Raw genomic sequence first — 23,372 nt, forward strand, 5'->3', positions numbered from 1 at the left:
ATGATGGTAACGACGGTCTGGATCACCTTGTCAAGGCTGGAAAGCGTGCCTTGACAAGGTGATCCAGACCGCGTGGGGGCTTCGGATCGAGGTGCGGGGCGGAGTCTGGGTGCGGGTCTTGTCGGGCGTGTCCGTGGCGGTTGGTCCGGAGTGGGGGCTGGGTGCAGGTGGTGTTGGGGGTGTCCGAGGCGGTGGCGTAGGTGGTGTGTGGGCGCGGTCGGGGTGGGGGCGGTGGCCTACTAGCGTGGGGGCATGGAGTTGCCTGCGGAGTTGCTTGAGTTGCTGGAGAAGCCGAGTTTGTGCTTCATCGCCACGTCGATGCCGGACGGGTCGCCGCAGTTGACGCAGACGTGGGTGGACACGGACGGGAAGCACGTGCTGGTCAACACGGTCGAGGGGTTCCGCAAGGTGCGCAACGTCGCGCGGGATCCGCGGGTGGCGTTGAACGTGGTGGACGCCGAGCGGCCGTACCGGTACTTCGTCGTGCGCGGGCGGGTGCTGGAGGCCACGACCGAGGGCGGGGCCGAGCACATCGAAAAGCTGGCCCAGCGCTACACCGGGCGCCCCTACGCGTGGTACGGCGGCCGCGACAAGGTGCGGGTGCTGTGGAAGATCGAGGCGGAGCACATCAGCTCGGTCGGCGCCTGAGGCGGACGGGCAGCGCTGCGTGCCCGTTGGTGATGAAGGACGCCAACGGGTGCAAATCGCCTGCCAGGGACAGGTCCGGGAAGCGCGTGAAGAGCGCGGGTAAGGCGGTGGCGGCTTCCAGGCGGGCCAGCGGAGCGCCCAGGCAGTAGTGCACGCCGTGGCCGAAGGCGAGGGAGGACTTGTCCGGGCGGGCCACGTCGAACACGTGCGCGTCGGGGCCGTGGGTGGCTTCGTCGCGGCCGGCGGGGCCGAGGGACGCCAGGATGGGCTCGCCGGCGCGGATGGTGGCGGGGCCGAGTGGGATGTCGGCCAGGGCGTAGCGCAGGGGCAGGTGCGAGACGGGCGACTGCCAGCGCAGGCTTTCGTCGATGACGTCCGTCCAGGTGCGCGTGCCGTCGAGCACGAGGCGGAGCTGGGCGGGGTGGGCGAGCAGCGCGGCGACCGACTGGTCGAGCAGGTTGACCGTCGTCTCGTGGCCGGCGGTGATGACGAGCATCAGGGAGTCGAGCAGTTCCGCTTCGGTCAGGGCGGTGCCCTCGTCGTCGCGGGCGGAGATCAGCGCCGTGGCCAGGTCGTCGCCCGGGTCGGTGCGGCGCGTGCGGACGAGGCCGGCCAGGAGTTCGTACAGGCGGGCGACGTTCGCCGTCGCTTCCTCGGGTGAGGCGGACGTCGCGAACAGGCCGGCGACGCCTTCGCGCAGGCCGGCGCGCGCGTCCTCCGGAACGCCGACCAGGCGGCAGATGACCTCGATCGGCAGCTGGTAGCAGAACGTCTCGCGCAGATCCGTCACGGCGGGGCCGGCGGCGAGGGTGTCGAGCAGGCCCGCGGTGATCTCCTCGACCTGCGGCCGCAGCACCTCGATGCGCGCGGGCGTGAACGCCTGCGACACCAGGGCCCGCAGGCGGCGGTGCTCGCTGCCGTAGGCGGTGAACATGTTCTGCACGGAAACCCAGATGTGCAGCGGCCACTCGGCCGGGATCTCGCCCGCGCGGTAGGCGGGCCAGTGCCGGCGCGGGTCCTTCGACACGCGCGGGTCGGTGAGCAGCTGCTTCAGCAGCGGCGGGCTCGTGACGGCCCACGCCGACACCCCGCCCGGCAGCTCGACGGGCGTCAGCGGACCGCGTTCGCGCAGCCGCGCGCCTTCGCCGTGCACGTCGCGAGCGGCGGGGTCGAGCACGAACGGGGTGGTGACGGGGTCCATCGGCGGGCACTCCTCGCTGACCCGGGTGTCCACAGAGGACGGTTGTCCTCGGGGCACCGGGCTCCGGCGAGAACCGTAGCGCGCACACCGGTTGCGAAGACCCCGAAAAGGGGTGCGGGCGACGGTTCCGAGTGAACCAGCGGGCAGGGGTTGACCTGCGGGCAGGGAAAGGGCGCCACCCCGGCCCACCCGGATGGCGCCCCGTCTCCCTCGTGCGGCTCAGCCGTCGGAGCGGCGGCGGTGCAGCGAGAACTTCTCGAACACGGACAGCTCGCCGTGCGGCTTGTTGATGTTGTAGTACGTCACGTGCATCGTCGTGGTGTCCCCGCGGTGGCGGCCCGGGTCCACGGTGAAGGCCGCGAAGCCGTACGGGTGCTCCTCGTCGCGGACCGCGCTCCACACGGCCTGCTCCTTGACGTAGGTCGCCACCCGCTTGCCCGACGTCGGGTCGGCCTTCGCGGACACGGCGGTGATGACCTTGCCGGTGCCGTCCTTGAAGAAGCTGCCGTTGGTCGTGCCGGACACGCCGCCGCCACCGAGGACCATGTGCACGGTGCCGTGCGTGGCGTCGATGTTGTCGGTGGCCGACGAGACCGGGTTCGGCGTGAGCGTCTCGCTGCCGGAGACGACCCCGTGCACGGCCAGCGAACGCTCGTAGTCGTGCTCGTGCCCGCACAGCACCAGGTCCACGCCGTACTGGTCGAACAGCGGCCCGTACTTCTCGCGCAGGCCGAGGTCGGCGCCGTTGGCGTCGGAGGTGCTGATCATGACCTGGTGCATCGCGACGACGATCCAGTCGATGTCGCGCGACGCCCGCGCCGCGGCCAGCTCCTTCTTGAGCCAGGCGAGCTGGCGGCCGCCGGAGTAGCCGTTGATGTAGACGTCGCCGCCGTCCTGCAGGCAGTTGTCGTCGTTCTGCAGCACGATCACGCGCACGGAACCGGCCGTGAAGCTGTACCAGAGGCCGGCCAGCTCGGCGTCGGTTTCCGTGGAGGGCAGGTCGAAGTAGGCCTGGTACGCGGACAGGCCGATCTCGCCGTTGAGCTTCTCGATCTCGTGGTTGCCCGCGGCCGGCATCCACGGGCGGTAGCGCGCGGAGCGGGTGTTGTTGGTGAAGAAGTTGTTCCAGGTGCGCACGCGGTCGAGGTCGAGGTTCGCGTAGCACAGGTCGCCGTTGAGCAAGTGGAACAGCGGGGCGACGGTCTCGATGCCCGTCACGATGTCCTTCGTGGCCGGGGTCGAGTTGGCGTCGAGGCCCACGGCGCCCGCGGCGTTCCAGGTGACCTGTGGCGCCGACTGGTCGCCGAAGCTCGTGAAGGTGAACGCCGACCGGCCGCTCGGCGCGGTGCGGAAGGTCGCCGCATCCGGAGTCGCGCCGTCGTGCTGCGCGGCGTAGATGTACTCGGTGCCCGGGCGCAGCCGGTCGAGCAGCGCGTGGTGCACCCACACGGTCCGGCCGGACGTGCCGTCGACGTACGTGCGCGTGTCTGCCTGCGCCACGGCGCCGAACCCGCCGTCGAGCGTGCCGTAGAGGACGCGCGGCTTGCGCACGGACGCTTCGGTGATCCACGAGACCACCATCTGCCGCGAGGGGTCGCGGCCGAACGTGAGGTGCAGACCCTGCACGGGCGTCGTGCCGGACCCCACCTGCGGCACGAACGCGGCGCTCTGCGGGGCGGCGCTCGCCACACCGGTGCCGAGCAGCGGCACGGCCGCCCCGGCGCCCAGCAGGCCGAGCGCTCCCCGGCGGCTGACGGTGTGTTTGCTGGACTCGGACATGGACCCTCCTCGGCTTCGGCGAGCAGAATTTAGGCGGGCCGGCCGACGCCGTGATGAACGAAACCTGTCAGCCGCGTGAAGTGTGCCCACGCGGCCGCGGGCTTGGGCCGGACGGTCCCATCAGGACACCCGACGTGCGGAACTTTTCGGGCATCCGGGCCTGACCGGCGGCGGCGCGGGCGGCGCACCTGAGCGCCGTCGTCGGCGTCCAGGTGCGTCGCGTTCCGGGGACCTCGTGCCGGTCAGCGGGCCGCGAGGAACCGGTCGTAGGCCGCGAGCACGTCGGCCGTCTCCAGCATCAGGCCCCGCGGGTCCTTGGCGTCGTCGTCCCAGCGGCGCACCAGCACGGCCTCCTCGGCGTTCGGGTGGGCCGCGAACTCGGCGGCCTCCTCGGCCGTCATCGGCCCGCCCTGCACGATCAACGACGCGACGGACGCCGGGCTGAGGTGGTCGTGGTACACCGCGTCCGTGGCCACGAGGTAGCGCTTGGCGGGCACGTGCTGCGCGATGATCCACGCCGCCCGCTCGCCGAGGTGCCGGCGCGCGAACTCGGCGCCTGACAGCTCGTGGGGCAGGTCGGGCCACTCGGTGCGCACCGCTGGCGCGCGGCCGATGTCGTGCAGCACCGCGGCGAGCAGCAGTTCGTCGTCGGCGCCGTGCTGCGCCGCGAACCAGCCGGCCTGCAGCGCGTGGCTGCGCTGGTCCACCGGCTCGCCGCCGTAGGGCAGGCCGGCGAGCCCGTCGACGAGCCCGGCGAGGTCTTCGCGGGTGAGGGTCACGGCTTCTCCTCGATGGTGGCGGCGAGCTCCTCCGCGAGCTCGCGCGTGGCGGCGACGACGCCGGACCAGCGGCGCGTCAGGTCGGGGTCGATCTCCAGCGGCCGCCCGCGGACGTCGAGCACGGCGCCGCCGGCGGCGGGGACCATGACCATCGCCGCGGCGAGGTCCATGATCCGGTGGGTGTCGGAGCCGGCGTCGGCGAACGCGTCGGTGGAGCCCTCGGCGACCAGCGCCGCCTCCAGGCAGCTGGTGGACAGGATCCGCACGCGCGCGGCGCGCTTGGCCACCCGCCACCACGCGTCGTCGTCGGCACCGTGGGGCCGCAGCAGGCTCACGGCCGCGCCGTCGAGCTCGCGGCGGCCCGTGGTCCGGTACGGCGTGGGCTCGCCCGCGACCGCGTGCCAGCAGCGGCCGGTGTCGAGCCAGCAGGTCAGCGCCTCCCGCGCGACCCCGTCGACCGCGACCACCCCGGCGAACGCCGACAGCGGCACGCCGGCGGCCGCGTTGGCGGTGCCGTCGACCGGGTCGACCACGAGCGTCACGGCCGACCCGTGGTCGATCACGCCGATCTCTTCGCTGAGCAGGTTCACCCGGTGCCGGTCGACGACCTCGGCGACGGCGGTGTCGACGAGGATGTCCAGCCGCATCGTCGGCGTCCCGTCGGCGCCGATCTGCACCTTCTCTGCCAGCTCCGCCCGGGTGTGTTTCGCCCGCGCCGCCGCGAACGCCGCGACGGCCGCCCGGGTGGCGTCGGCCAGTGCGGGGTGCGTGCCCTCGGGGATCACGGGTTCCGGCACCGGCCAGCCGATGTGGGTCATGCCGCGCTCACCAGGGTGGTGTGGACGACCGGCCAGCGCGGCCCCGCCGCGATGAGGGCGAGGTTGGCGTGCAGGCCCGGTTCGAGCCGGCCGCGGTCGGTGAGGCCGGCGACGGCCGCGGGGCCGGCCGTGACGAGGCCGATCGCCTCGGCCAGCGTGACGAGGCCGTCGTCGGCGAGCGCGAACGCCGCCGCGAGCAGGCCCGAGGGCAGGTAGTCCGACGCGAGCGCCGTCACCAGCCCGAGGGCCACGAGGTCGCGGCCCGACGCGTTGCCGTTGTGCGAACCGCCGCGCAGCACGTTGGGGGCGCCCATCACCACGGGCAGGCCGCGCTCGCGCGCCGCGCGGGCCGCCTCGACGGTGGTCGGGAACTCGGCCACCGACCCGCCGCGGGCCACCAGCTCGCCGATCTCCGTGGCCGACGCGGGATCGTGGCCCAGCAAGCGGATCCGGCCCGCGCGGGCCTGTTCGCCCAGCCACGCCATCGCGTCCTCGCGCACGCCCAGCCGTCCGTCGCGTTCGGCGATCAGGCTGGTCACGTGCTCGGCGGCTTCTTCCGGCGACATCCCGCGGGTGCCGACGAGGTAGCGCTCGTAGTAGCTGCGGTCGGCGTACTGGCCCTGGCCCGGCGTGTGGTCCTCGTGCGACACGAGCGGCGCGACGCCGGTGCCGGGCGCGGCCGCGAGCCGGTCCTGCAGCGCCTGCAGGCCTTCGGGCGAGCGGACGTCGAGCCGGTACAGGATCCGGTGGTCGACCAGACCGGCCGGGCGGTCGTCGACCGCGCGGCACACCTGCCCGGCGCGCTCGACGGTGCGGGCGAGCCCGCGCCCGTGGCTCTGCTCGAACCCGGCGCCGTGGAACACCGTCGTCACGGCGGCGGCGCGCAGCTTGCCCTCGAACGACAGCAGCGCGAACTCCATCGGCAGCTCCGCCCCGGGCCGCGGCAACCGCTCCTTTTCCAGTCCGTCGCTGTGCACGTCGACGAGCCCGGGCACGCACAGCAGGCCCTGACCGTCCACATCGGCCTCGACTCCGGGCGCGTGCGGCTCCACCGCGGCCACCACCCCGTCGCGCACCGCCACGAGGGCGTCGTCGAGCACGCGGTCCGGCAGCACCGCGCGCACGTGCCCGAGCACGTAGTTCGCGGGCGGCGCACCGAGCGTCCACTGGTCCATCCTCGACTCGAACACCTCGGTCGTCACGCTGCCTCCGCGGTCGTGAGTTCGTCAGCAGTCCTCATGCCACTTCCTCCAGGATCTCTTCGGGCGCGCCGTCGCGAGCGATGCGGCCTTCGCTCATCAGCACGACGCGGGAAGCCAGGCGCCGCATGGCGTCGAGGTCGTGGAACACGGCCAGCACCGCCACACCCTGCGCGGTGAGCGAAGCGATGAGGTCCAGCGCGGCCTCGCGGTTGGCCGGGTCGAGCGCCGACACCGGTTCGTCGAGCAGCAGCAGCCGCGGCGGGCGGACCGTGCCCGCCGCGAGGTTCACGCGCTGGCGTTCGCCGCCCGAGAGCACCGAGCAGTCGACGTCCCACAGCGCTTCGTCGAGGTTGAGCCGCTTGAGCGCTTCGGCGCCGGCCTCACGCGCCTCGGCCCGGTCCATCCCGCGGCGGCGGGCGGTCGCGGCGACGACCTCGAGCGGCCCGGTACGCGGGGGAGCGGCCAGGAACTGCGACACGTACCCGAATTCGCGGCCGCGCACGCGCGCCATCGCGCGGTCGGGCAGCTCGGTCAGCTCGAGTTCCTCACCGGCGCCGGTGCGCAGCCCGACGGAGCCGGCGTCGGGCAGGTAGGTGCGGTTCACGCAGCGCAGCAGCGACGACTTGCCGGCGCCGCTCGGTCCGGCGAGCGCGACGTGCTCACCGGCGCGCACGTCGAGGTCGACCCCGTGCAGCGAGTGCACGGTCCGGCCGTCGATCGTGTGCAGGGTGAAGGACTTGCGCAGTCCGCGAACGGACAGGACGGCGGACACTCGGGTCACCTCCGGGCCGCGGCGACGAGCCGCTGGGTGTAGGGGTGGTGGGGGTCGTGGAAGAGCTGGTCGGTGAGGCCGCGCTCGACCACGCGGCCGAGCTGCATCACGATCGTGCGGTCGGTGAGCGCGTCGATCACGGAGAAGTCGTGGCTCACCACGACGGCCGCGATGTCGCGTTCGGACAGCAGGCCGCGCAGCAGGTCGAGCACCCCGGCGGCGACCGACGCGTCGAGTCCCGTGGTGGGCTCGTCGAGCAGCACCACCGGTGGTTCGGTGGCCAGCGCCTTCGCGATCTGCACGCGCTGGCGCATGCCGCCGGAGAACGTCCCGACGGGATCGTCCATGCGCGAGAGCGGAACCTCGACGCGGTCGAGCAGTTCGGCCGCACGCCGGCGGATGTCGTGGTACCCCCGCCAGCCCGCGGCCGTGAGGCGCTCGGCGATGTTGCCGCCCGCGGACACGCGCAGGTCGAGCCCGTCGGCCGGGTTCTGGTGCACCACGGCCATCGCGTCGACCCGCAGGGCGCGGCGCTGCGCGTCGGTGAGCGTCAGCAGGTCGGTGCGGCCACCGTCCACAGTGGCCACGCGGACCTCGCCGGCCGTCGCGCGCTCCTCGCCGATGACGCACGCGAGCACGGTCGACTTGCCGGACCCCGATTCGCCGATCACGCCCAGCGCCTCGCCCGGCGCGACGTCGAAGGAGACGTCCCACGCGGCCACGATCGCGCCCGTCGCGGGGCTGACCGCGGTGCCGTGTTCCGGCCCGGTGCCCGGTACGGCGTCCGCGCCACCGGCGCCGTGCACCTTGCCGATGCCGTCGACCCGCAGTGCCCACTCCGGTGCGTCGGCGGCGATCTCGCGGCGCGGCAGCTCGCGCGCCCCGGCGGAGACCGTGGCCCGGGCGCGGCGGCGGGGGTCGGGCAGCAGGGCCAGCGGCGCGCGGTCGCGGTGGGCCGTCTCGTCCGCGTCGCCGGCGCGTACGCGGGCGCACCACTCGGTGTCGCTGCAGGCGTAGCCGCCGCTGGTGCCCGCCGCCACCAGGAACGTGTCGTCGCGGCCGCACAGCTTGCACACCGCGCCCGGCGTGTACTCGACCTCGAACGGCACGTCGTCGAACGTCAGCGGGGCCACGTCCGTGTTCGGCGGCACGGCGTAGATGCGTTTCTCCCGGCCGGCGCCGAAGAGGTTCAGGTGCGGCGACCGGTGCAGCCGCGGCACGTCCCAGCGCGGGATCGGCGTCGTGGCCATCACGTAGCGGCCGCCGACGAGCACGGGGTAACCGGTGGTGCGGGTGATCATGCCGTTGCGCACGATGTCCTCGTACAGGCTCACCCACATCGCCGAGTAGTCGCCCTCGGCGTGCATCCGCGCGCACGCGACCACGGACTTCTCCACGCCGCGCAGCGGCTCCGGCACGGGCACCTGGTACACGAGCACATCGCCCTCCGACAAGGCTTCCTCGGGCACGCGGTGTCGCGTTTGGACGATCGTCGCCTCGCGCGTGTCGGCGGTTTCGGCCGCGCCCGTGGTGGCGGCGATCATGCGGCGCAGGTTGGTGGCGTTCACGCCGGCGTCGTCACCCTGGTCGATGACCTTCACGGTGTCCTGCGCCCCGATCACGGCGAGCGTCACCTGCAGGCCGCCCGAACCCCAGCCGCGGGCCACCGGCATCTCGCGCGAGCCGAACGGCACCTGGTAGCCGGGCACGCACACCGCGGTGAGAGCGGCGCGGCGGACCTCGCGCTTGCCGCCCTCGTCGAGGATCCCGGCGGGTTCCGCCAGCGCTTCGAGGTCGACGAGCAGGTCTTCGGTCGAAGTCATCAGCATTCCCCTCCGAACGGCTCCGCCGGCCGGGGCGCCGGTCCTTCACCGGTGGACACGGCGGCCTGCAGGGCCTGCTTGCGTTCCACCATCGAGCGGAACGTGACGTAGTGCGGGAGCTTGAGGTGCTCCAGGAACCCGCCGGAGTCGAGGCCGTCGGTCGTGAGCAGCAGCAGCTGCTCGAGCGGGCCCGTCCGGCCGAAGCGGCGGTTGGCGATGTCGAGGTTGGCCATTGCGATCGCCTTGCGCTCGTTGTGGCCGAAGCACAGGCCGTACCCCACGTCGAAGCGGCTGCGGTCTTCCTCGGCGCCGTCGAGGTCCTCGATCGCCTCGGCTTCCGTCACGCGGAACCGGCCGACGGTCACGGGATTCCCGGTGTGCGGGTGCTTGACGCGCAGCGGCAGCCGGCCGTGGCGCACCTCGCCCAGCGTGACCTCGTGGATGTCGCCGTCGGGCCCGAGGATCGAGCGGTACCAGAGGGCGACGAGCGCACCCGTCTCCGCGCGGGCCATCGCGGCGAGCGCGGCCGACCGCGGGGCCGGCGGCCGGGCGGGCCGGCGCGTGACGTCGAACGGCTCGGCGTCTTCGTGCTCACCGCGGTGGTCCACGGCCAGGTCGAGTTCGCGCAGGAGGTCGAGGAACCGGCGCGGCCGGCGCTGCTCGTCGGTGCGCGGCTTGGGCGTGCCCGGCACGTGCTCGACGGCTTCGGGCGCGCCGGCGGGCTTCTCCAGCAACCGGCCCGTGTAGTCGGTGGTGCGGCCCAGCAGCTGCGGTCCGTCGGGCTCGCGGAACGCCGGCACGATGCGGCGCAGGATCAGCAGCTCGTCCGGGTCCACGGGTTCGCCGACAGCGAGGCGCGGCAGCGTCGAGCGGTAGGCGCGCAGCAGGTGCGAAGCTTCCAGCGGATCGCCTTCGGCTTGGCGGAACGCGGCCGCCGCCGTCTCCTCGTCGAACAGGCCGGCCTCGCCCATCACGCGGTCGACGGCGAGCCGGAACCGCGCGACGATCTGCTCGGTGTCCGCCCACTGCACCGGCGCGTGGTCGCGGGCGCGGCGCACGAGGTCTTCGGCCGCGAGGATGGCTTCGAGCCCGCCCCGGGCTCCCGAGTACCCCATCAGTCCTCCTCGATGATCGTGGTGGTGCGCGGCAGGCCGGTCACGCGGCCGTCTTCGGTGACGAGCAGCAGGTCGACCCCCGCGGGGTAGCCGGCCACGGCCTCGGCGCGCGCGGCGGCGAACCCGGCGGGCAGGTCCCGCGGCGCGAGCGTGAGCTCACCGGGCACGCCGGGGCCCGAGAGCCGCCAGCGCCGGTCGCCGCCGTCCACATCGGACACGGCGAGCGCGGCCAGCGCGGCGTCCTCCGGTGCCGGGGCGCTGCCGCGGCACAGCTTCGTGATCTCCCCGGCCGTCACCGGCCGCACGGCGGCGACCAGGCGGGCCAGCTCCAGTGGCCGGATCGGCGCGGACGTGGCCAGCGCGACGGCGTCGGCCCACCGCGTGCCTTCCTCCAGCACGCACACGCCGGTGCCGAGGTCGGCGAGCGCGAGCACCGGCAGCACGGCGGAGTCGGTGGCCCGCACCAGATCCGCGGGCAGCTGCTGCACGGTGCCCGGTCGCGAAAGCGCTTCCAGGACCGTGCGGAACACCTGCTGTGACTCGGCGGGGCGCAGCACCGCGCTCGCGGCGGTGGCGGTCACGGCGCTCACGTCAGCTCCTCGAACTCGACGACGGTCGGGGCCAGTTCGGCCCATTCGCGCTCCTCGCGCTCGACCAGGCGGCGCGCGACCTCCCGGCAGAGTTCGTCCACTTCGGACGCACGCGGCCGGCCGGCCTGCACCTCGGCGTCGAGCACCGCCGCGGCGAGCGCCGCTGCGCGGTCGTCGCCGAGGCGCATCGCCCAGCCGCGGTGGCCGGCGAGCTCCACCTCCGCGCGGCACGCGAGCACGTCGCCGAGCAGGAACCGCTCGCCCGCCACGGGCTCGCGCACTTGGGTCTGCACGCAGCCGACCTCCGGTGCGAGCAGCACCCGCACTTCGGCGCCGTCGGCGAGGCAGGCGTCCGCGAGCGCCCGCAGTTCACCGGGTTCGGCTTCGGCCAGCAGGCCGCAGCGCTCCTCCCGGCCCAAGGGGTCAGTCACCCTGTTCTCCTTCACGCTTCACGGGAAATGCCGGGTCCTCCAGCTCCACCACCACGCGCACGGCGTCGGCCCGCGTCCACGCGCTGCTGGTCATGAGCACCCGGCCGGTTTCGGCGTCCCGGTTGACGCTGTCGATGCGCCACACCGGCACACTGGCCTCGATCCGCAGGCCGCGGAGCACCTCGGCCGGGGGGATGTCCACGCTCGCCCGGCACCACGCGCGCACCGGCAGCGCGCCACCCAGCTGCCGCAGCACCAGGTCCACCGACTCCACGCTGTGGAGCGCGACGTCGAGGTCCGGGGCGACGTCGACCGGGATCAGCTCCTCGGTCCACGACGCGAGCAGGTCGTCGATGTAGAAGTGCCGGATCACCCGGTGCACGAGCGTGCCCGCCGGGCGCTCCAGCCGGCCGGCCGCCGCTTCGGGCAGCGCGATCCGCTCGACCCCCTTGATCTGCGACCGGGGCGTGGCGCCGGCCGCGGTCACGGTGGCGTGCCACGAGGGTGGCCGCAGCCGCGAGATCACGTAGTCGATGCGCCGGTTCACGAAGGTGCCGGCGCCCTGCACGCGGCGCACGAGCAGCCGCCGCTCCAGCTCCTGCAGAGCGGAGCGGGCGGCCGCCCGGCCCACGCCGAAGCGGGTGGCGAGCTCCGGCTCGCTCGCCACCCGCGTACCCGGTTCGCAAGCCGCCAGCTCGGTGGCCAGCTGGTCGGCGATGTCGAGGTACCTCGTCGAGGTCATGTCCCCCACGGTGCTCGCCCGGCTTGTCCGGACAACTGCGCCGTGGCCAACGCGAAAGCGCTCGAAGGTGAACATCAGCGACAGTTGTTCCGAGTCACTAGCGCACGACGTGCCGCAGCCAGCCCGCGAGCAGCTCGACGAGCAACACCGTGGCGAACACCAGCAGCAAGATGGTCGTGACCATGCCGAAGTCGAGGATCCGCGACGTGCTGAGCAGGTCGAACCCGATACCGCCGGCCCCGACGATGCCCAGCAGCGTCGCCGAGCGGATGTTCACGTCGAGCTGGTAGAGCACGTGCGCCACGAACGCGGGAGCGGCCTGCGGCAGCGTGCCGGTGAAGAACACCTGCCACGGACCGGCGCCCGTCGCGCGGATCGCCTGTTCCACGCCCGGGTCGACTTCCTCCAGCGAATCGGCCACGAGCTTGCCCAGCAGCCCGATCGCGCCCACGGCCAGCGCGAGCGTGCCCGCGACCGCGCCGAGCCCGGTGATCACCACGAACACGATCGCCAGCACCAGTTCCGGGATGCCCCGGATGAGCACCACGAGCAGGCGGAACGCGCGCGCCACCCACGCGACCGGCGCGACGTTGCGCGCCGCCAGCGCCCCGATCGGCACCGCGAGCACCGCGCCGAGCACGGTGGCACCGAGGGCGATCTGCACGGTCACCCACAGGTCCTCGAGCAGCTGCCCGAAGATCCCGCCGGTGTCGGGCGGCCAGAACAGCCCGGCTGTGTGCCCGAGGTCGCCCAGCGCGCCGAAGAACTGCACCGGCGACAGGTCCGCACCCCACACGCCGGCCGCGATCACGAGCACGGTGACCAGCGCGTAGGCCGCCCGGCGGACCCGGTGGAACGTCCACCCGGGACTGACCTGGTTGCCGCGTTGCACCGGGATGCGCACGGCCTTGTGGTCGTCCTGCGCGCGCAGCAGCGCCCGGCGGATCGCCCCGGACAGCAGCTCCACCGCCACGCACAGGATCAGCACCACCAGCGCGAGCGCCATGCCCCGCGGGTAGTCCAGCGACTGGAACGCCGTGGCGATCGCGTACCCGAGCCCGTCGACGCCGACGAACCCGAGCACCACCGAGATCCGCAGGTTGATGTCGAGCCGGTGCAGCGCCGTGGCGACGAACGCGGGCAGCACCTGGGGGAGCACGCCGGTCACGAGCTCCTGGAAGGTGCCCGCGCCACCCGCGCGCACGGCCGAGCGGGCGCCCTCGTCGACCTGTTCGACCGCGTCGGCGTAGAGCTTCGCCACCATGCCGACGGAGTGCAGGCCCATGGCCAGCACCCCCGTCATGGCGCCGAGGCCGAAGATGCGGAAGAACACGATGGCCAGCACCACGTCGGGCACCGCACGGGCCAGCACCACGAGGGTGCGGGCCCCGAAGCGCACGCTGCGGTGCGGGGTGGTGTTGGCCGCCGCGAGGATCGCCAGCGGGACGCTGATGAGCACCGACAGCAGCGTCGCGGACACCACGATCGCGAGGGTCTTCGCGCACAGCTCGAGCAGCTCGCCCACGGGCGGGAAGTCGAGCGGGAACATGCGGCCCGCGAAGTCGACGGCGTTGCGGGCGCTGTCGACGAACGTCGCGACGTTGATCTTCAGGTTGGTGACGGCCCAGATGCCGACGGCGACGATCGCGGCGAGGACGAGCCACGCCGCCGTGCCGCCGGGGCGCGGCCGGGCGAGGGTCCGCTGCGGCGCGGCACCGGCGGACAGCGGCGGCGCGGCCGTCATCCGACGGACGCGGGCACCGGCAGCGGAGCCGCGCCCACCCTCGCGTAGAGGCCCATCGCGGCGTCGCGGTCCAGCCCGGCCGTTGGCGTGTCGAGCACCGCCTGGCCACCGCGCAGGCCGATCACCCGGTCGCCCCAGCTCAGCGCGAGGTCGACCTGGTGCAGGCTGCACAGCACCGTGAGCTTCTGCTCCGCGCCGATCTCCCGGATCAGCCGCATGACCTGCGCGGCCGACTCGGGGTCGAGCGAGGCCACCGGCTCGTCGGCGAGCAGGATCTCCGGCCGCTGCATCAGCGCCCGCGCCACGGCGACGCGCTGCTGCTGGCCGCCCGAGAGCGTGTCGGCCCGCTGGAACGCCCGGTCGAGCAGCCCGACGCGGTCGAGGTGCCCGAGCGCTTCGAGCCGCACGGACTTCGGGTAGGTGAACAGGCCCAGCCGGGGCCCGCGCAGCCGCCCGAGCGCGCCGGCGCAGACGTTCTCCAGCACGGTGAGGCTGCCGATCAGGTGGAACTGCTGGAACACGAAGCCGATCCGGCGGCGCAGCCGCCGCAGCTCGCCGCCGCGCGCCCGGCCGACGTCGGTGCCGAGCACCGTGACCGAGCCGGCGGTCGGCCGCTGCAGGCCGTCGACGTGGCGCAGCAGCGTGGACTTGCCCGAACCCGACAGGCCCAGCAGCACCACGACCTCACCGGGGTGCACGGTCAGCGACACCTCGTCGAGCGCGTGGACCTCCGGCCCGAAGTGCTTGCTGACGCCGTCGAAGACGATCGCCGGATGGCCGGCGGGGTGCTCGGTCACGACGCCGTGCACTGCTTGTCCTTGGTGGTCGCGCACACCTTGCGGACGCCCGCGTAGAACGCGTCGTCGACCTTCGCATAGCCCCAGTCGCCGGCGTCGTCGGCCGCCTTGCAGGTGGTGGCGCAGAAGCCGTTGGCGTTGAGGTAGTCGACGTTGGCCTTGTTCTGGAAGACGTCGGTGATCTTCGCCTTGAGGTCGGGGGCGAGGTCGTCGCTGACCGCGACCGGCGAACCGGCGATGATGTCGGACTTCCAGACGGTGTTCACCTCGCCGGGCTTGAGCTGGCCCTTGTCGATCAGGATCTTGTCGACCATGGCGTCCTCGGCGAAGCCGGCGTCGCACTGGCCGCTCTTGACCGCGAGCACGGACGCGTCGTGGCCGCCGGTCATCACCGGGGTGATGTCCTTCGCCGGGTCGATGCCGGCGTTGAGCAGCGCGGCCTTCGGGTAGAGGTAACCCGAGGTGGAGTTCGGGTCGACGAAGCAGATCTTCTTGCCCTTGAAGTCGGCGACGCTCTTGATCGGCGAGCCGGCCTTCGTGATGCCGTAGGACTTGTAGCCGGGCTCGGCGCCCTTGGTCACGGTCTGGGCGGCGATCGGGCTCGCCTTCACCCCGCTGTTCTTCGCGAGCACGTACGACAGCGGGCCGTACTGCGCGATGTCGACCTTGTCGGTGCGCTGCGCCTCGATCACGGCGGCGTAGTCGGTGGCGCTCTGGAAGCGCACCTTCTTGCCGGTTTCCTTCTGCAGCAGCGCGATGATCGGCTGGTAGGCCTGCTGGAGGCTCTGCGCGTTCTCGGACGGAACCGCGGCGAGGACGATCTCGTCGGGGTTGCGACCGCCACCATCGGCTGCGTTGCCGGTGTTCGTCGCCGCGCTCTGGCCGCAGGCGGCCATCAGGAAGGCGGCGGCCACGCCGAGGACGGCCGCGGCCGTGCGTCGGGGGAGACGGGACATCGGGGACTCTCCTTCCCGCCCGGGTTCGGGCGGCGTTGGTCGGATGCCCGTAGGGTTGTTCCGGCCGATGCAGCCGAGGCGAAGGCGCGGTTACACGTGGGGGAACTCCGCGAGTCCCTTGCTTCAACCCGCCCGCAGGAGTGCCGTCCCGGTGATCGAGACCTCGCACCGTGTGCCCTTTGTCCCGGTGAGCGCGCGTCGCGCCGTGATTTCCTCGTGATGTGCCGTTCGGGAACGAACGTTACGCGAGCGAAGTCACCGCTCGAGCGAGCGCTTTCGCGGCGCTGGCCGGAAACGCGGACCGGCCGGTGCCGGCGTGTCCCGCGTGGACACTCGGCGCACTCGGGGGGCACGGCAGACCGGCGGTGCTGCTGTCTCGGCGCGGCGCACCTTCGTGACCGTCTTCCGTCCCGCTCAGCGGGGCTCGGCCGCGGACCTTCGCCGGATGTTCAGGATCGATTCAGTCGTTTCTGCTAACCTCGCCGTGTTTCGCGGCTCACCGTGGTGCCGCCTGTTGCCGCAGTGCCCACGGTCGTTGTCGACGAGCGCTCCGGCCCGAACCTCCGAGGAGCGAGATGACGAGCATCGTCCGGGTCAAGGGCCGCGAGGTGCTGGACAGCCGCGGGAACCCGACGGTCGAGGTCGACGTGGAACTGGCCGACGGTTCACGCGGGCGCGCGGCCGTGCCCTCCGGCGCGTCCACGGGCACGCGGGAGGCCGTCGAGCTGCGCGACGGCGACAAGTCGCGCTTCCACGGCAAGGGGGTGCGCAAGGCCGTCGACGCGGTGAACACCGAGATCGCCGAGGCGATCACCGGGCTCGAAGCCGAAGCGCAGGCCGAGGTCGACCGCGCGCTGATCGCGCTCGACGGCACGCAGAACAAGGCCCGCCTGGGCGCGAACGCGACGCTCGGCGTCTCGCTCGCCGTGGTGAAGGCCGCCGCGACGGCGAACCACCTGCCGCTCTACCGCTACGTCGGCGGGGTCTACGCGCACCTGCTGCCGATGCCGATGATGAACATCATCAACGGCGGCGCCCACGCCGACAACCCGATCGACTTCCAGGAGTTCATGATCGGCCCGGTCGGCGCCGAGACGTTCGCCGACGCCGTGCGCATGGGTTCCGAGGTCTTCCACACGCTGCGCAAGTCTCTGCACGAAGCCGGCCACAACACCAACGTCGGCGACGAAGGCGGGTTCGCGCCGCAGCTCGGTTCGGCCGACGAGGCGCTCGAGTTCGTCGTGCGCGCGATCGAGCAGACCGGCTACACGCCGGGCGAGGACATCGCGCTGCTGCTCGACCCGGCGGCGTCGGAGTTCTACACCGGCGAGGTCTACGACTACACGGGCGAAGGGCGCAAGCGCAGCGTCGAAGAACACGTGGCGTATCTGGAAGACCTCACGCGGCGCTTCCCGATCGTGTCCATCGAGGACGGTCTGGCGCAGGACGACTTCGCCGGCTGGAAACAGCTCACCGATGCCATCGGCGACCGCGTGCAGCTCGTCGGCGACGACCTGTTCTGCACCAACGTGGCGATCCTCGAGGACGGCATCGAGCGCGGCATCGCGAACTCGATCCTCGTCAAGGTGAACCAGATCGGCACGCTCACCGAAACGCTGGCCGCCGTCGAGACCGCGCACAAGGCCGGCTACTCGGTCGTCATGTCGCACCGCTCGGGCGAAACCGAGGACACCACGATCGCCGACCTCGCCGTGGCCACCAACTGCGGCCAGATCAAGACCGGTTCGCTCTCGCGGTCCGACCGCACGGCGAAGTACAACCAGCTGCTGCGCATCGAGGAAGAGCTGGGCACCGAGGCGCGTTACGCGGGGCGCGGCACGCTGCGCTGAGCCGTCCGGAGCGGCACCCGGGCCGATCTTCCCCCGACTAGTATCACTGAGACTAGTCACGAGCTAGAGTGGCGGTCGTGGAAGACGGTGCCGGGTTGTCGCTGAGCGAGTGGATCGTGCTGTGCCTCGTGGCGGAGTCGCCGACGCACGGCTTCGCCCTGGTCCGGCTCACGTCGGAGGCCGGTGAGGTCGGCCGCGTCTGGCGGCTGCCCAAACCCGTCGTCTACCGGGCCGTCGACCGCCTGACCGCGCGCGGGTTCGTCGTGGGCGCGGGCACCGAGCCCGGCGACTCCGGCCCGCCGCGCGCGCTCGTGCAGGCGACGCCCGAGGGGCACGCGGCCGTGGGGGAGTGGCTCGCGAAGCCGGCGCGGCACGTGCGTGACGTGCGCTCGGAGCTGCTCGTGAAGCTGGCGTTGCTGGAGCGCCGCGGGGCCGACCCGGCGCCGCTGCTCGAAGACCAGCGGCGCGTGCTGGACCGCATCGTCGACGGGCTGGAGGAGCAGCTGGCCTCCTCCGGCGGGTTCGACAGCGTGCTGCTGACCTTCCGGCTCGAAAACGCGCGCGCCGCCGTCGCGTTCGTCGACGCGACCCTGGGCGGGCGGGCGCCGCAGTACGCCGTCACGGGCGAGTAGGCGCCGGTGCTCGACGTCAGGCGCCTGCGGATCCTCGTCGCGGTGGTCGAAGGCGGGTCGTTCACCGCGGCCGCGCACCGGTTGCAGCTCACGCAATCGGCGGTGTCGCAGCAGATGTCCGTGATCGAACGCGAGGTCGGCATGTCCCTGCTCAAACGCCTGCCGCGCGGCGTCGAACTGACCCCGGCCGGTGAAGTGCTGGCCGCGCACGCGAAGAGCCTCTTCGGCGAGATCTCGGCCATCGAGCAGGAGGTGCGCTCGCTCGGCGCCGAACCCGCCGAGCTGCGGATCGAAGCGTTCTCGACGGCCGGCGTCGAGCTGCTGCCGCCCGCCGTGAAGGCGTTCCGCGAACACCACCCGCACGTGCGGCTGCGCCTGTCCGCGACCCACGGGGACGACGCGTTCACGCGGCTGCGCGAGGGCGCCGCCCACGTCGTTCTCGTGTGGGGCTACGACTTCGCTCCCCAGCCCGTCGACCGCGACCTGCACCACGTCCCCCTGCCCGACGACCCGCTGCACGTGGTGCTGCCGCTGGACCACCCGCTGGTCGACGCGGAGGAAGTCGCGCTGGCCGACCTGTCCGGCGAGCAGTGGGTCACGCGCACGCACCGGCCGCCCTACGACCAGGCCTACGAAACGATGTGCCGGATCGCCGGGTTCGAACCGCGGATCACCTTCCGCGCCGCGGATTACCAGTCGCTGCAGGGGCTCGTCGCCGCGGGCATGGGCGTGAGCCTCGTGCCGCGCCTTTCGCTCGCCGCGCACCGCAAAGACCTCGCCGACCGGCCGCTGGCCGGTCGCGGGTTCGCGCGCCGCGTCACCGCGGTGACCCTGCCGGAAGCGCAGCGCGCCAAACCGATCGCCGATTTCCTCGACGTCCTGCGCTCGTCGGCTGGAGGCGGCTAGGGGGCGTCAGCCGTCGATCTCGATGGCGGCCATGGGACAGGATTCGGCGGCCTCCGTGGCGCCTTCGAGGAGGTCGTCGGGCAGCTCGGCGGAGAGGACCTTCGCCTGGGTGCCCTCGCCGAGGCTGAACACCTCCGGGGCGAGCGATTCGCAGAGGCCGACGCCGATGCAGCTGTCGTGGACGCGGACGGTTCGGACCACGGTTCTGCCTTTCGCCTGCACTGGGTGGCGCCGCGGGGCGCCGGGCCGCCTCACTGTATGTCACGCTCGCGACGACCGTCAAGAAGAAGCGATGGATGTCAGGTGAGGCGGGCTTGGCCGGCGATCACGTCAGCGAACTCGGTCACGCGCGTGTAGACGCCCGGCTTGCCGGCTTTCGCGCACCCGTCACCGAAGGACACGATCCCCACGAGCGTGCCGCCGACGACGAGCGGGCCGCCGGAGTCGCCCTGGCACGCGTCGACGCCACCTGCTTCGTAACCCGCGCACACCATGCTCGCCGCGTCGAAGCTCGCGTACGCCGACTGGCACGCCGAGTCGGCCACCATCGGCACGACAGCGCTGCGCAGGTAGTCCGAGCGGTCGCCGCCGTCGGCGACGCGGCCCCAGCCGGCCACGGTCGCCTTCGTGCCCGGTTCGTACCCGCCGGCGTCACGGGCGAGCTTCGCGGCGCGGGCCGGCAGCCGTCCGCGCACGGTCAGCACCGCGATGTCGGCACCGTTTTCCGCCTTCGTGAAGTCTGGGTGCACCCACGCTTTCGACACCGCATACGCCGCCCCGTCGTCCGTGCGCTTGTCCTCGCGGCCGGCGACCACGCGGATGTCCTTCGTGGACACCGCTTCCGCGCAGTGCGCCGCGGTCGCGACCGCCGAGGAACTCACGATCACGCCACCGCAGAACTGCGTCCCGGCACCGTCCACGAGGTACACCGCGTACGGGAAGTCGGCCAGGGAAGCCCGTTCCCCGCCGACGATCGACCCCTGCGCGGCCGCGCCCGGCGCACTCCCGAGGAGGGCGGCTGCCGTGAGAACTCCCGCGCCGAAGAGCGCACCACGTCGTGATCCCGGCACGAAAACCCCCTCCGTGAAAGAAAAGAACGCAGTCACCATAGCCCGGGCGCCGCGAAAAGGGTGTCACCGGACCGGGTGGAAAACCGTTGCGGGAAAACGCGAACGGCCCGGCGGAGGTGGTCCGCCGGGCCGATCACCGCGAGTACCTCAGCAGAGCGGGGCGACGGGGTCGTCGGAGCCGGTCTTCACGTAGGCGTCGGAGATGAAGTTGTCCGGGCCGATGCGGTCCCAGATCGTGCTGGTGCCGAAGGTTCCGGTGACCGGGTCGCCGTTGACGTAGCACTCGATGTTCACCTTGGCGTAGTTCGCCGCGAGGCCCTTGACGGCGGCGCTGGTGCTGCCGCTCGCGCGCACGTTCATCGGGTCGCCCGCCGTGGTCACGATCCCGGTGGCGGCGGCCGAACCGGTCCACAGGTAGGTCACCTTGACGTTGCCGTTGTCGGCCAGGCCCAGGCCGGAGTTGAACACACCGTCGGCGAGGTCGATGCCGGCCGGGTTGCCCACGGTGTAGCCGAGGTCGTCCTTACCGCCGTTGTACCCGTTGTGGTAAGCCGCGTACGCCTCGGGCTGGCCCTGCGGCAGGTCCTTGTACTCGGAGCGGATCGAGGCCGGGTTCCAGTAATCGTCCTTGGTGTTCCACGGGCCGACGTCCCACACCGGGGCGTACTCGCAACGGCTGCCGTCCGTCTTGCACACGCGCACGGTGTAGTTGCCGGTGCCCTTGGGCGAGAGCGCCTTGCCCGAGGGCAGCGCGACGAAGTGGTCGTTCGAAGCGATCACGTGGCCGTTGGCGGTCGTGTGCCCGGTGAGGCCCTCGCGCGTGGCGTAGATCGTGTACGTCAGCGGGGTCGTGGCCGCGGCCGCGTTCGCGCGGGCGTCGGCGGCCGTGGTGGCGCTGAGGTCGACCTCGCGCACGGTCGGGCGCACGCCGTCGGTCGTGCTCGACAGCGAGATTCTGGTCTGGACCACGCTGACCGGGTGCGCGAACGCCGCGGCCTGGGCGCCGGCCGGGGTCCACTCCGTCCAGTCGTCGGCGCCGGTGCGCCCGCGCACCTCGACCTGCACGTCGGTGCCCTTCGGCAGGTCCGCCACGACGTTCGTCGTCACGCGGTTCACCGGCGAAGCCAGCTGACGGGCCGCGGAGATCAGGTAGCCCTGGCTGCCCGCGGTGAGCAGATCCGTTCTGTGCCAGGCGGAATCCTTCAGCGTCAGCGCCGAACCCACCGCCTCGACGTTGACGTCGTCACCGTCGACGTGGGCCAGGTCGGCGCGCCAGGTGCCGCCCGTCGCGGCACCCGCGGGCGCCGCCAGCGCCACCCCGCTCGTGGTGACCGCGCCCGCGGCCAGCAGCGCCGCCACGGTGCGGCGGACCGTTGTCTTCCCCACTGTCTTCCCCAGCACGACACCCAGCTCCTTCACTCGTCCGTCGCGAACGGTGAGGAGTCTGTGTGCGATCCGTACACGATCCGTACAACGCGGGCGCGGGACCGTGTACCGCGTTGTGCCCCGGATTGTCCGGTTTGCCGACGATCTACATCGGACACTGGGGCAGCGGTAGCGTCGAAAGTAGGAAGATCACCAGGTGGGACAACGGCGAGTCAGTTTCCGTGGACGCCGTGGACAGGTGAGGCGTTGCCGGTGTAGGTCTATGCACCGGGCAAGTACTGGAACGATTCCTGGGGACGGTGATGGCGGGGTACCTGGCGCGCCGCGTCCTGCAGTCGGCGGTGGTGGTCGTGCTCGTCGCGGTGCTCACCTTCGTGCTGCTGCACCTGCTGCCGGGCGGCCCGGCCCGCGCGATCCTCGGCCCGAAGGCCACGGCGCTGCAGGTCCAGACCTTCCTGCGCGAAAACGGCTACGACCGCCCGCTGCCCGCGCAGTTCCTCACGTGGGCGGGGCACGTGCTGCAGGGCGACCTCGGCTACTCGTACAAGCTCAACCAGCCGGTGACCGACGTGATCGCCGGCCACCTGCCCAAGACGCTCCTCCTCATGACACTGTCCACTTTGGTCGCCCTGGTGGTCGCGGTACCGCTGGGGGTGTACCAGGCGCGCAAGCGCAACACCTTCGGCGACTACGTGGCGACCGGGCTGTCGTTCGCGTTCTACTCGATGCCGAGCTTCTTCCTCGGTGAGGTCCTCGTGCTGCTGTTCGCCGTGCAGCTGCAGTGGTTCTCCCCGCTCGGCCCGAGCGGCGACTCGCTCGGCGAGATCCTGTCCCAGGCGCCGGCGCTGATCCTGCCGGTGCTCACGCTGGCGCTGATCACCATCGCCACGTTCAGCCGCTACGCGCGCTCGTCGGTGATGGAGAACCTGAGCCAGGACTACGTGCGCACCGCGCTGGCCGGTGGTGCGAGCGACGGCCGGGTGCTGACGCGCCACGTGCTGCGCAACTCGCTGATCCCGATCGTCACCCTGCTCGGGCTCTCGCTGCCGCAGCTGTTCGCGGGCGCGCTCATCACCGAGCAGGTGTTCAACTACCCGGGCATGGGCTTCACGTTCATCCAGGGTGCCCAGGTGCACGACTACCCGGTGCTGCTCGGGATCGGCCTCGTCGTCGCGCTCGCGACCGTGGCCGGTTCCCTGCTCGCGGACCTGGGTTACGCCGTGCTCGACCCGAGGGTGAAGTACTGATGACCGAGAGCGCGGCGACCACCGCGGCACCCCCACGCTCCGCGGCCCGCGCGACCTTGCGGGCGTTCCTGGAGAACCGCCTCGCCGTGGCCGGGCTGGTGCTGATCGTCCTGTTCGTGCTCTTTTGCTTCTTCGGCCCGCTCGTCTACCACACCGAGCAGATCGCGACGAACCTCGCGGGCGCCAACCAGCCGCCGGGCGCGGGGCACCCGCTCGGCACCGACGACGTGGGTTACGACGAACTCGGCCGCCTGATGGTCGGCGGCCAGGCGTCACTCGAGATCGGGGTGGCCGCCGCGGTGCTCGCGACGGTGTTCGGCACCCTGTGGGGCGCCATCGCGGGCTACGCGGGCGGATTCGTCGACGCCGTCCTGATGCGGATCGTGGACACGTTCCTCGCCATCCCCACGCTGTTCCTGGTGCTGATCCTGTCCGCGATCTTCACCCCGACGCTCGGGCTGCTCATCGTCGTGGTGTCGTTCGGCGCGTGGCTGAGCCCGGCCCGGCTCGTGCGCGGCGAGACGCTCTCGCTGCGCACCCGCGAATACGTCCAGGCCGTGCGGATGATGGGCGGCGACGGGAAACGCGTGGTGCTGCGCCACCTCGTGCCCAACGCGATCGGCACCATCGTCGTCAACGCGACGTTCCAGGTGGCCGACGCGATCCTGCTCGTCGCGGCGCTGAGCTACCTCGGCCTGGGCATCGCCCCGCCGCACGCCGACTGGGGCAACATGCTGTCCAACGGCACGGAGTTCGTGCAGAACGGCTACTGGTGGATGATCCTGCCGCCCGGCCTGGCGATCATGCTCGTGGTCGTCGCGTTCAACCTGCTCGGCGACGCCCTGCGCGACGCGCTCGAAGTGCGGCTGCGGAGGCGCTGAGAC

23 protein-coding genes are annotated in these 23,372 nt (G+C 72.4%); 6 read left to right on the top strand and 17 right to left on the bottom strand.

Annotated elements, in window-relative coordinates:
• The first annotated feature begins 252 nt into the window (after positions 1-252).
• Positions 253-648 carry a TIGR03618 family F420-dependent PPOX class oxidoreductase gene (locus ACIA77_RS38220; RefSeq protein WP_395890991.1) on the top strand — a complete coding sequence of 132 codons (396 nt, stop codon included), beginning with the start codon at positions 253-255 and terminating at the stop codon, positions 646-648.
• Here the strand turns inward: ACIA77_RS38220 and ACIA77_RS38225 are convergent.
• The 14 genes from ACIA77_RS38225 to ACIA77_RS38290 form a co-directional block, all read right to left on the bottom strand.
• Positions 629-1,849 carry a cytochrome P450 gene (locus ACIA77_RS38225; RefSeq protein WP_395890992.1) on the bottom strand — a complete coding sequence of 407 codons (1,221 nt, stop codon included), beginning with the start codon at positions 1,847-1,849 and terminating at the stop codon, positions 629-631. The genes ACIA77_RS38220 and ACIA77_RS38225 overlap by 20 nt on opposite strands.
• Positions 1,850-2,068: 219 nt before the next feature.
• Entirely contained in the window at positions 2,069-3,628 is a 1,560-nt protein-coding gene (locus tag ACIA77_RS38230) for a purple acid phosphatase family protein (protein WP_395890993.1), read from the bottom strand.
• Positions 3,629-3,870: 242 nt separating this feature from the next.
• Positions 3,871-4,407, bottom strand: a complete 537-nt coding sequence (locus tag ACIA77_RS38235; protein ID WP_395890994.1) for an HD domain-containing protein — start codon at positions 4,405-4,407, stop codon at positions 3,871-3,873.
• Positions 4,404-5,225: an inositol monophosphatase family protein gene (locus ACIA77_RS38240; protein ID WP_395890995.1), complete on the bottom strand. Its 822-nt coding sequence runs from the start codon at positions 5,223-5,225 to the stop codon at positions 4,404-4,406. Before ACIA77_RS38240 ends, ACIA77_RS38235 begins: the two co-directional genes overlap by 4 nt.
• A complete protein-coding gene (locus ACIA77_RS38245; RefSeq protein WP_395890996.1) occupies positions 5,222-6,427 on the bottom strand; it encodes an alpha-D-ribose 1-methylphosphonate 5-triphosphate diphosphatase in 1,206 nt (401 codons plus the stop codon). Before ACIA77_RS38245 ends, ACIA77_RS38240 begins: the two co-directional genes overlap by 4 nt.
• A 34-nt stretch (positions 6,428-6,461) precedes the next feature.
• Positions 6,462-7,199: an ATP-binding cassette domain-containing protein gene (locus ACIA77_RS38250; RefSeq protein ID WP_395890997.1), complete on the bottom strand. Its 738-nt coding sequence runs from the start codon at positions 7,197-7,199 to the stop codon at positions 6,462-6,464.
• A 5-nt stretch (positions 7,200-7,204) separates the two neighbouring features.
• Positions 7,205-9,022: an alpha-D-ribose 1-methylphosphonate 5-phosphate C-P-lyase PhnJ gene (locus ACIA77_RS38255; RefSeq protein WP_395890998.1), complete on the bottom strand. Its 1,818-nt coding sequence runs from the start codon at positions 9,020-9,022 to the stop codon at positions 7,205-7,207.
• Entirely contained in the window at positions 9,022-10,137 is a 1,116-nt protein-coding gene (locus tag ACIA77_RS38260; RefSeq protein WP_395890999.1) for a carbon-phosphorus lyase complex subunit PhnI, read from the bottom strand. The genes ACIA77_RS38255 and ACIA77_RS38260 overlap by 1 nt, the downstream gene beginning before the upstream one ends.
• Positions 10,137-10,727 (bottom strand): phosphonate C-P lyase system protein PhnH, encoded by a 591-nt coding sequence (gene phnH / locus ACIA77_RS38265; protein ID WP_395891000.1) that lies wholly within the window; start codon positions 10,725-10,727, stop codon positions 10,137-10,139. Before phnH ends, ACIA77_RS38260 begins: the two co-directional genes overlap by 1 nt.
• Entirely contained in the window at positions 10,724-11,158 is a 435-nt protein-coding gene (phnG, locus tag ACIA77_RS38270; RefSeq protein WP_395891001.1) for a phosphonate C-P lyase system protein PhnG, read from the bottom strand. The genes phnH and phnG overlap by 4 nt, the downstream gene beginning before the upstream one ends.
• Complete coding sequence (locus ACIA77_RS38275; RefSeq protein ID WP_395891002.1) at positions 11,151-11,900, bottom strand: GntR family transcriptional regulator; 750 nt, start codon at positions 11,898-11,900, stop codon at positions 11,151-11,153. Before ACIA77_RS38275 ends, phnG begins: the two co-directional genes overlap by 8 nt.
• 97 nt (positions 11,901-11,997) lie before the next feature.
• The gene (gene phnE, locus ACIA77_RS38280) at positions 11,998-13,644 is read right to left on the bottom strand and encodes a phosphonate ABC transporter, permease protein PhnE (protein WP_395891004.1); all 1,647 of its coding nucleotides are present in this window, start codon (positions 13,642-13,644) and stop codon (positions 11,998-12,000) included.
• Positions 13,641-14,441, bottom strand: a complete 801-nt coding sequence (gene phnC, locus ACIA77_RS38285) for a phosphonate ABC transporter ATP-binding protein (protein WP_395891005.1) — start codon at positions 14,439-14,441, stop codon at positions 13,641-13,643. Before phnC ends, phnE begins: the two co-directional genes overlap by 4 nt.
• A complete protein-coding gene (locus ACIA77_RS38290; RefSeq protein ID WP_395891006.1) occupies positions 14,438-15,397 on the bottom strand; it encodes a phosphate/phosphite/phosphonate ABC transporter substrate-binding protein in 960 nt (319 codons plus the stop codon). The genes phnC and ACIA77_RS38290 overlap by 4 nt, the downstream gene beginning before the upstream one ends.
• Before the next feature lie 575 nt (positions 15,398-15,972).
• On the opposite strand from ACIA77_RS38290, the gene eno reads away from it, so the two are divergent.
• The 3 genes from eno (at position 15,973) to ACIA77_RS38305 (ending at position 18,785) form a co-directional block, all read left to right on the top strand.
• Positions 15,973-17,247 carry a phosphopyruvate hydratase gene (gene eno, locus ACIA77_RS38295; protein ID WP_395891007.1) on the top strand — a complete coding sequence of 425 codons (1,275 nt, stop codon included), beginning with the start codon at positions 15,973-15,975 and terminating at the stop codon, positions 17,245-17,247.
• A gap of 77 nt (positions 17,248-17,324) precedes the next feature.
• On the top strand, positions 17,325-17,879 hold the full coding sequence (locus ACIA77_RS38300; protein ID WP_395891008.1) for a PadR family transcriptional regulator: 555 nt from the start codon (positions 17,325-17,327) through the stop codon (positions 17,877-17,879).
• A gap of 6 nt (positions 17,880-17,885) precedes the next feature.
• Positions 17,886-18,785 carry a LysR family transcriptional regulator gene (locus ACIA77_RS38305; protein ID WP_395891009.1) on the top strand — a complete coding sequence of 300 codons (900 nt, stop codon included), beginning with the start codon at positions 17,886-17,888 and terminating at the stop codon, positions 18,783-18,785.
• A gap of 6 nt (positions 18,786-18,791) precedes the next feature.
• Here ACIA77_RS38305 and ACIA77_RS38310 read toward each other — a convergent pair whose 3' ends face one another.
• The 3 genes from ACIA77_RS38310 to ACIA77_RS38320 all read right to left on the bottom strand — a co-directional run bounded on the left by ACIA77_RS38310 (position 18,792) and on the right by ACIA77_RS38320 (position 21,253).
• The gene (locus tag ACIA77_RS38310; RefSeq protein WP_395891010.1) at positions 18,792-18,986 is read right to left on the bottom strand and encodes a ferredoxin; all 195 of its coding nucleotides are present in this window, start codon (positions 18,984-18,986) and stop codon (positions 18,792-18,794) included.
• Between the two features lie 98 nt (positions 18,987-19,084).
• Positions 19,085-19,855 carry a S1 family peptidase gene (locus ACIA77_RS38315; protein ID WP_395891011.1) on the bottom strand — a complete coding sequence of 257 codons (771 nt, stop codon included), beginning with the start codon at positions 19,853-19,855 and terminating at the stop codon, positions 19,085-19,087.
• A 147-nt stretch (positions 19,856-20,002) separates the two neighbouring features.
• Positions 20,003-21,253, bottom strand: coding sequence for a hypothetical protein (locus tag ACIA77_RS38320; protein ID WP_395891106.1), 1,251 nt, complete (start codon positions 21,251-21,253; stop codon positions 20,003-20,005).
• 290 nt (positions 21,254-21,543) lie between these two features.
• On the opposite strand from ACIA77_RS38320, the gene ACIA77_RS38325 reads away from it, so the two are divergent.
• Positions 21,544-22,488, top strand: coding sequence for an ABC transporter permease (locus tag ACIA77_RS38325; RefSeq protein WP_395891013.1), 945 nt, complete (start codon positions 21,544-21,546; stop codon positions 22,486-22,488).
• Positions 22,488-23,369: an ABC transporter permease gene (locus ACIA77_RS38330; RefSeq protein WP_395891014.1), complete on the top strand. Its 882-nt coding sequence runs from the start codon at positions 22,488-22,490 to the stop codon at positions 23,367-23,369. The genes ACIA77_RS38325 and ACIA77_RS38330 overlap by 1 nt, the downstream gene beginning before the upstream one ends.
• Positions 23,370-23,372: the final 3 nt, after the last annotated feature.

The sequence above is a fragment of the Amycolatopsis sp. NPDC051903 genome, from assembly GCF_044452505.1.
Taxonomy (GTDB): Bacteria; Actinomycetota; Actinomycetes; order Mycobacteriales; family Pseudonocardiaceae; genus Amycolatopsis.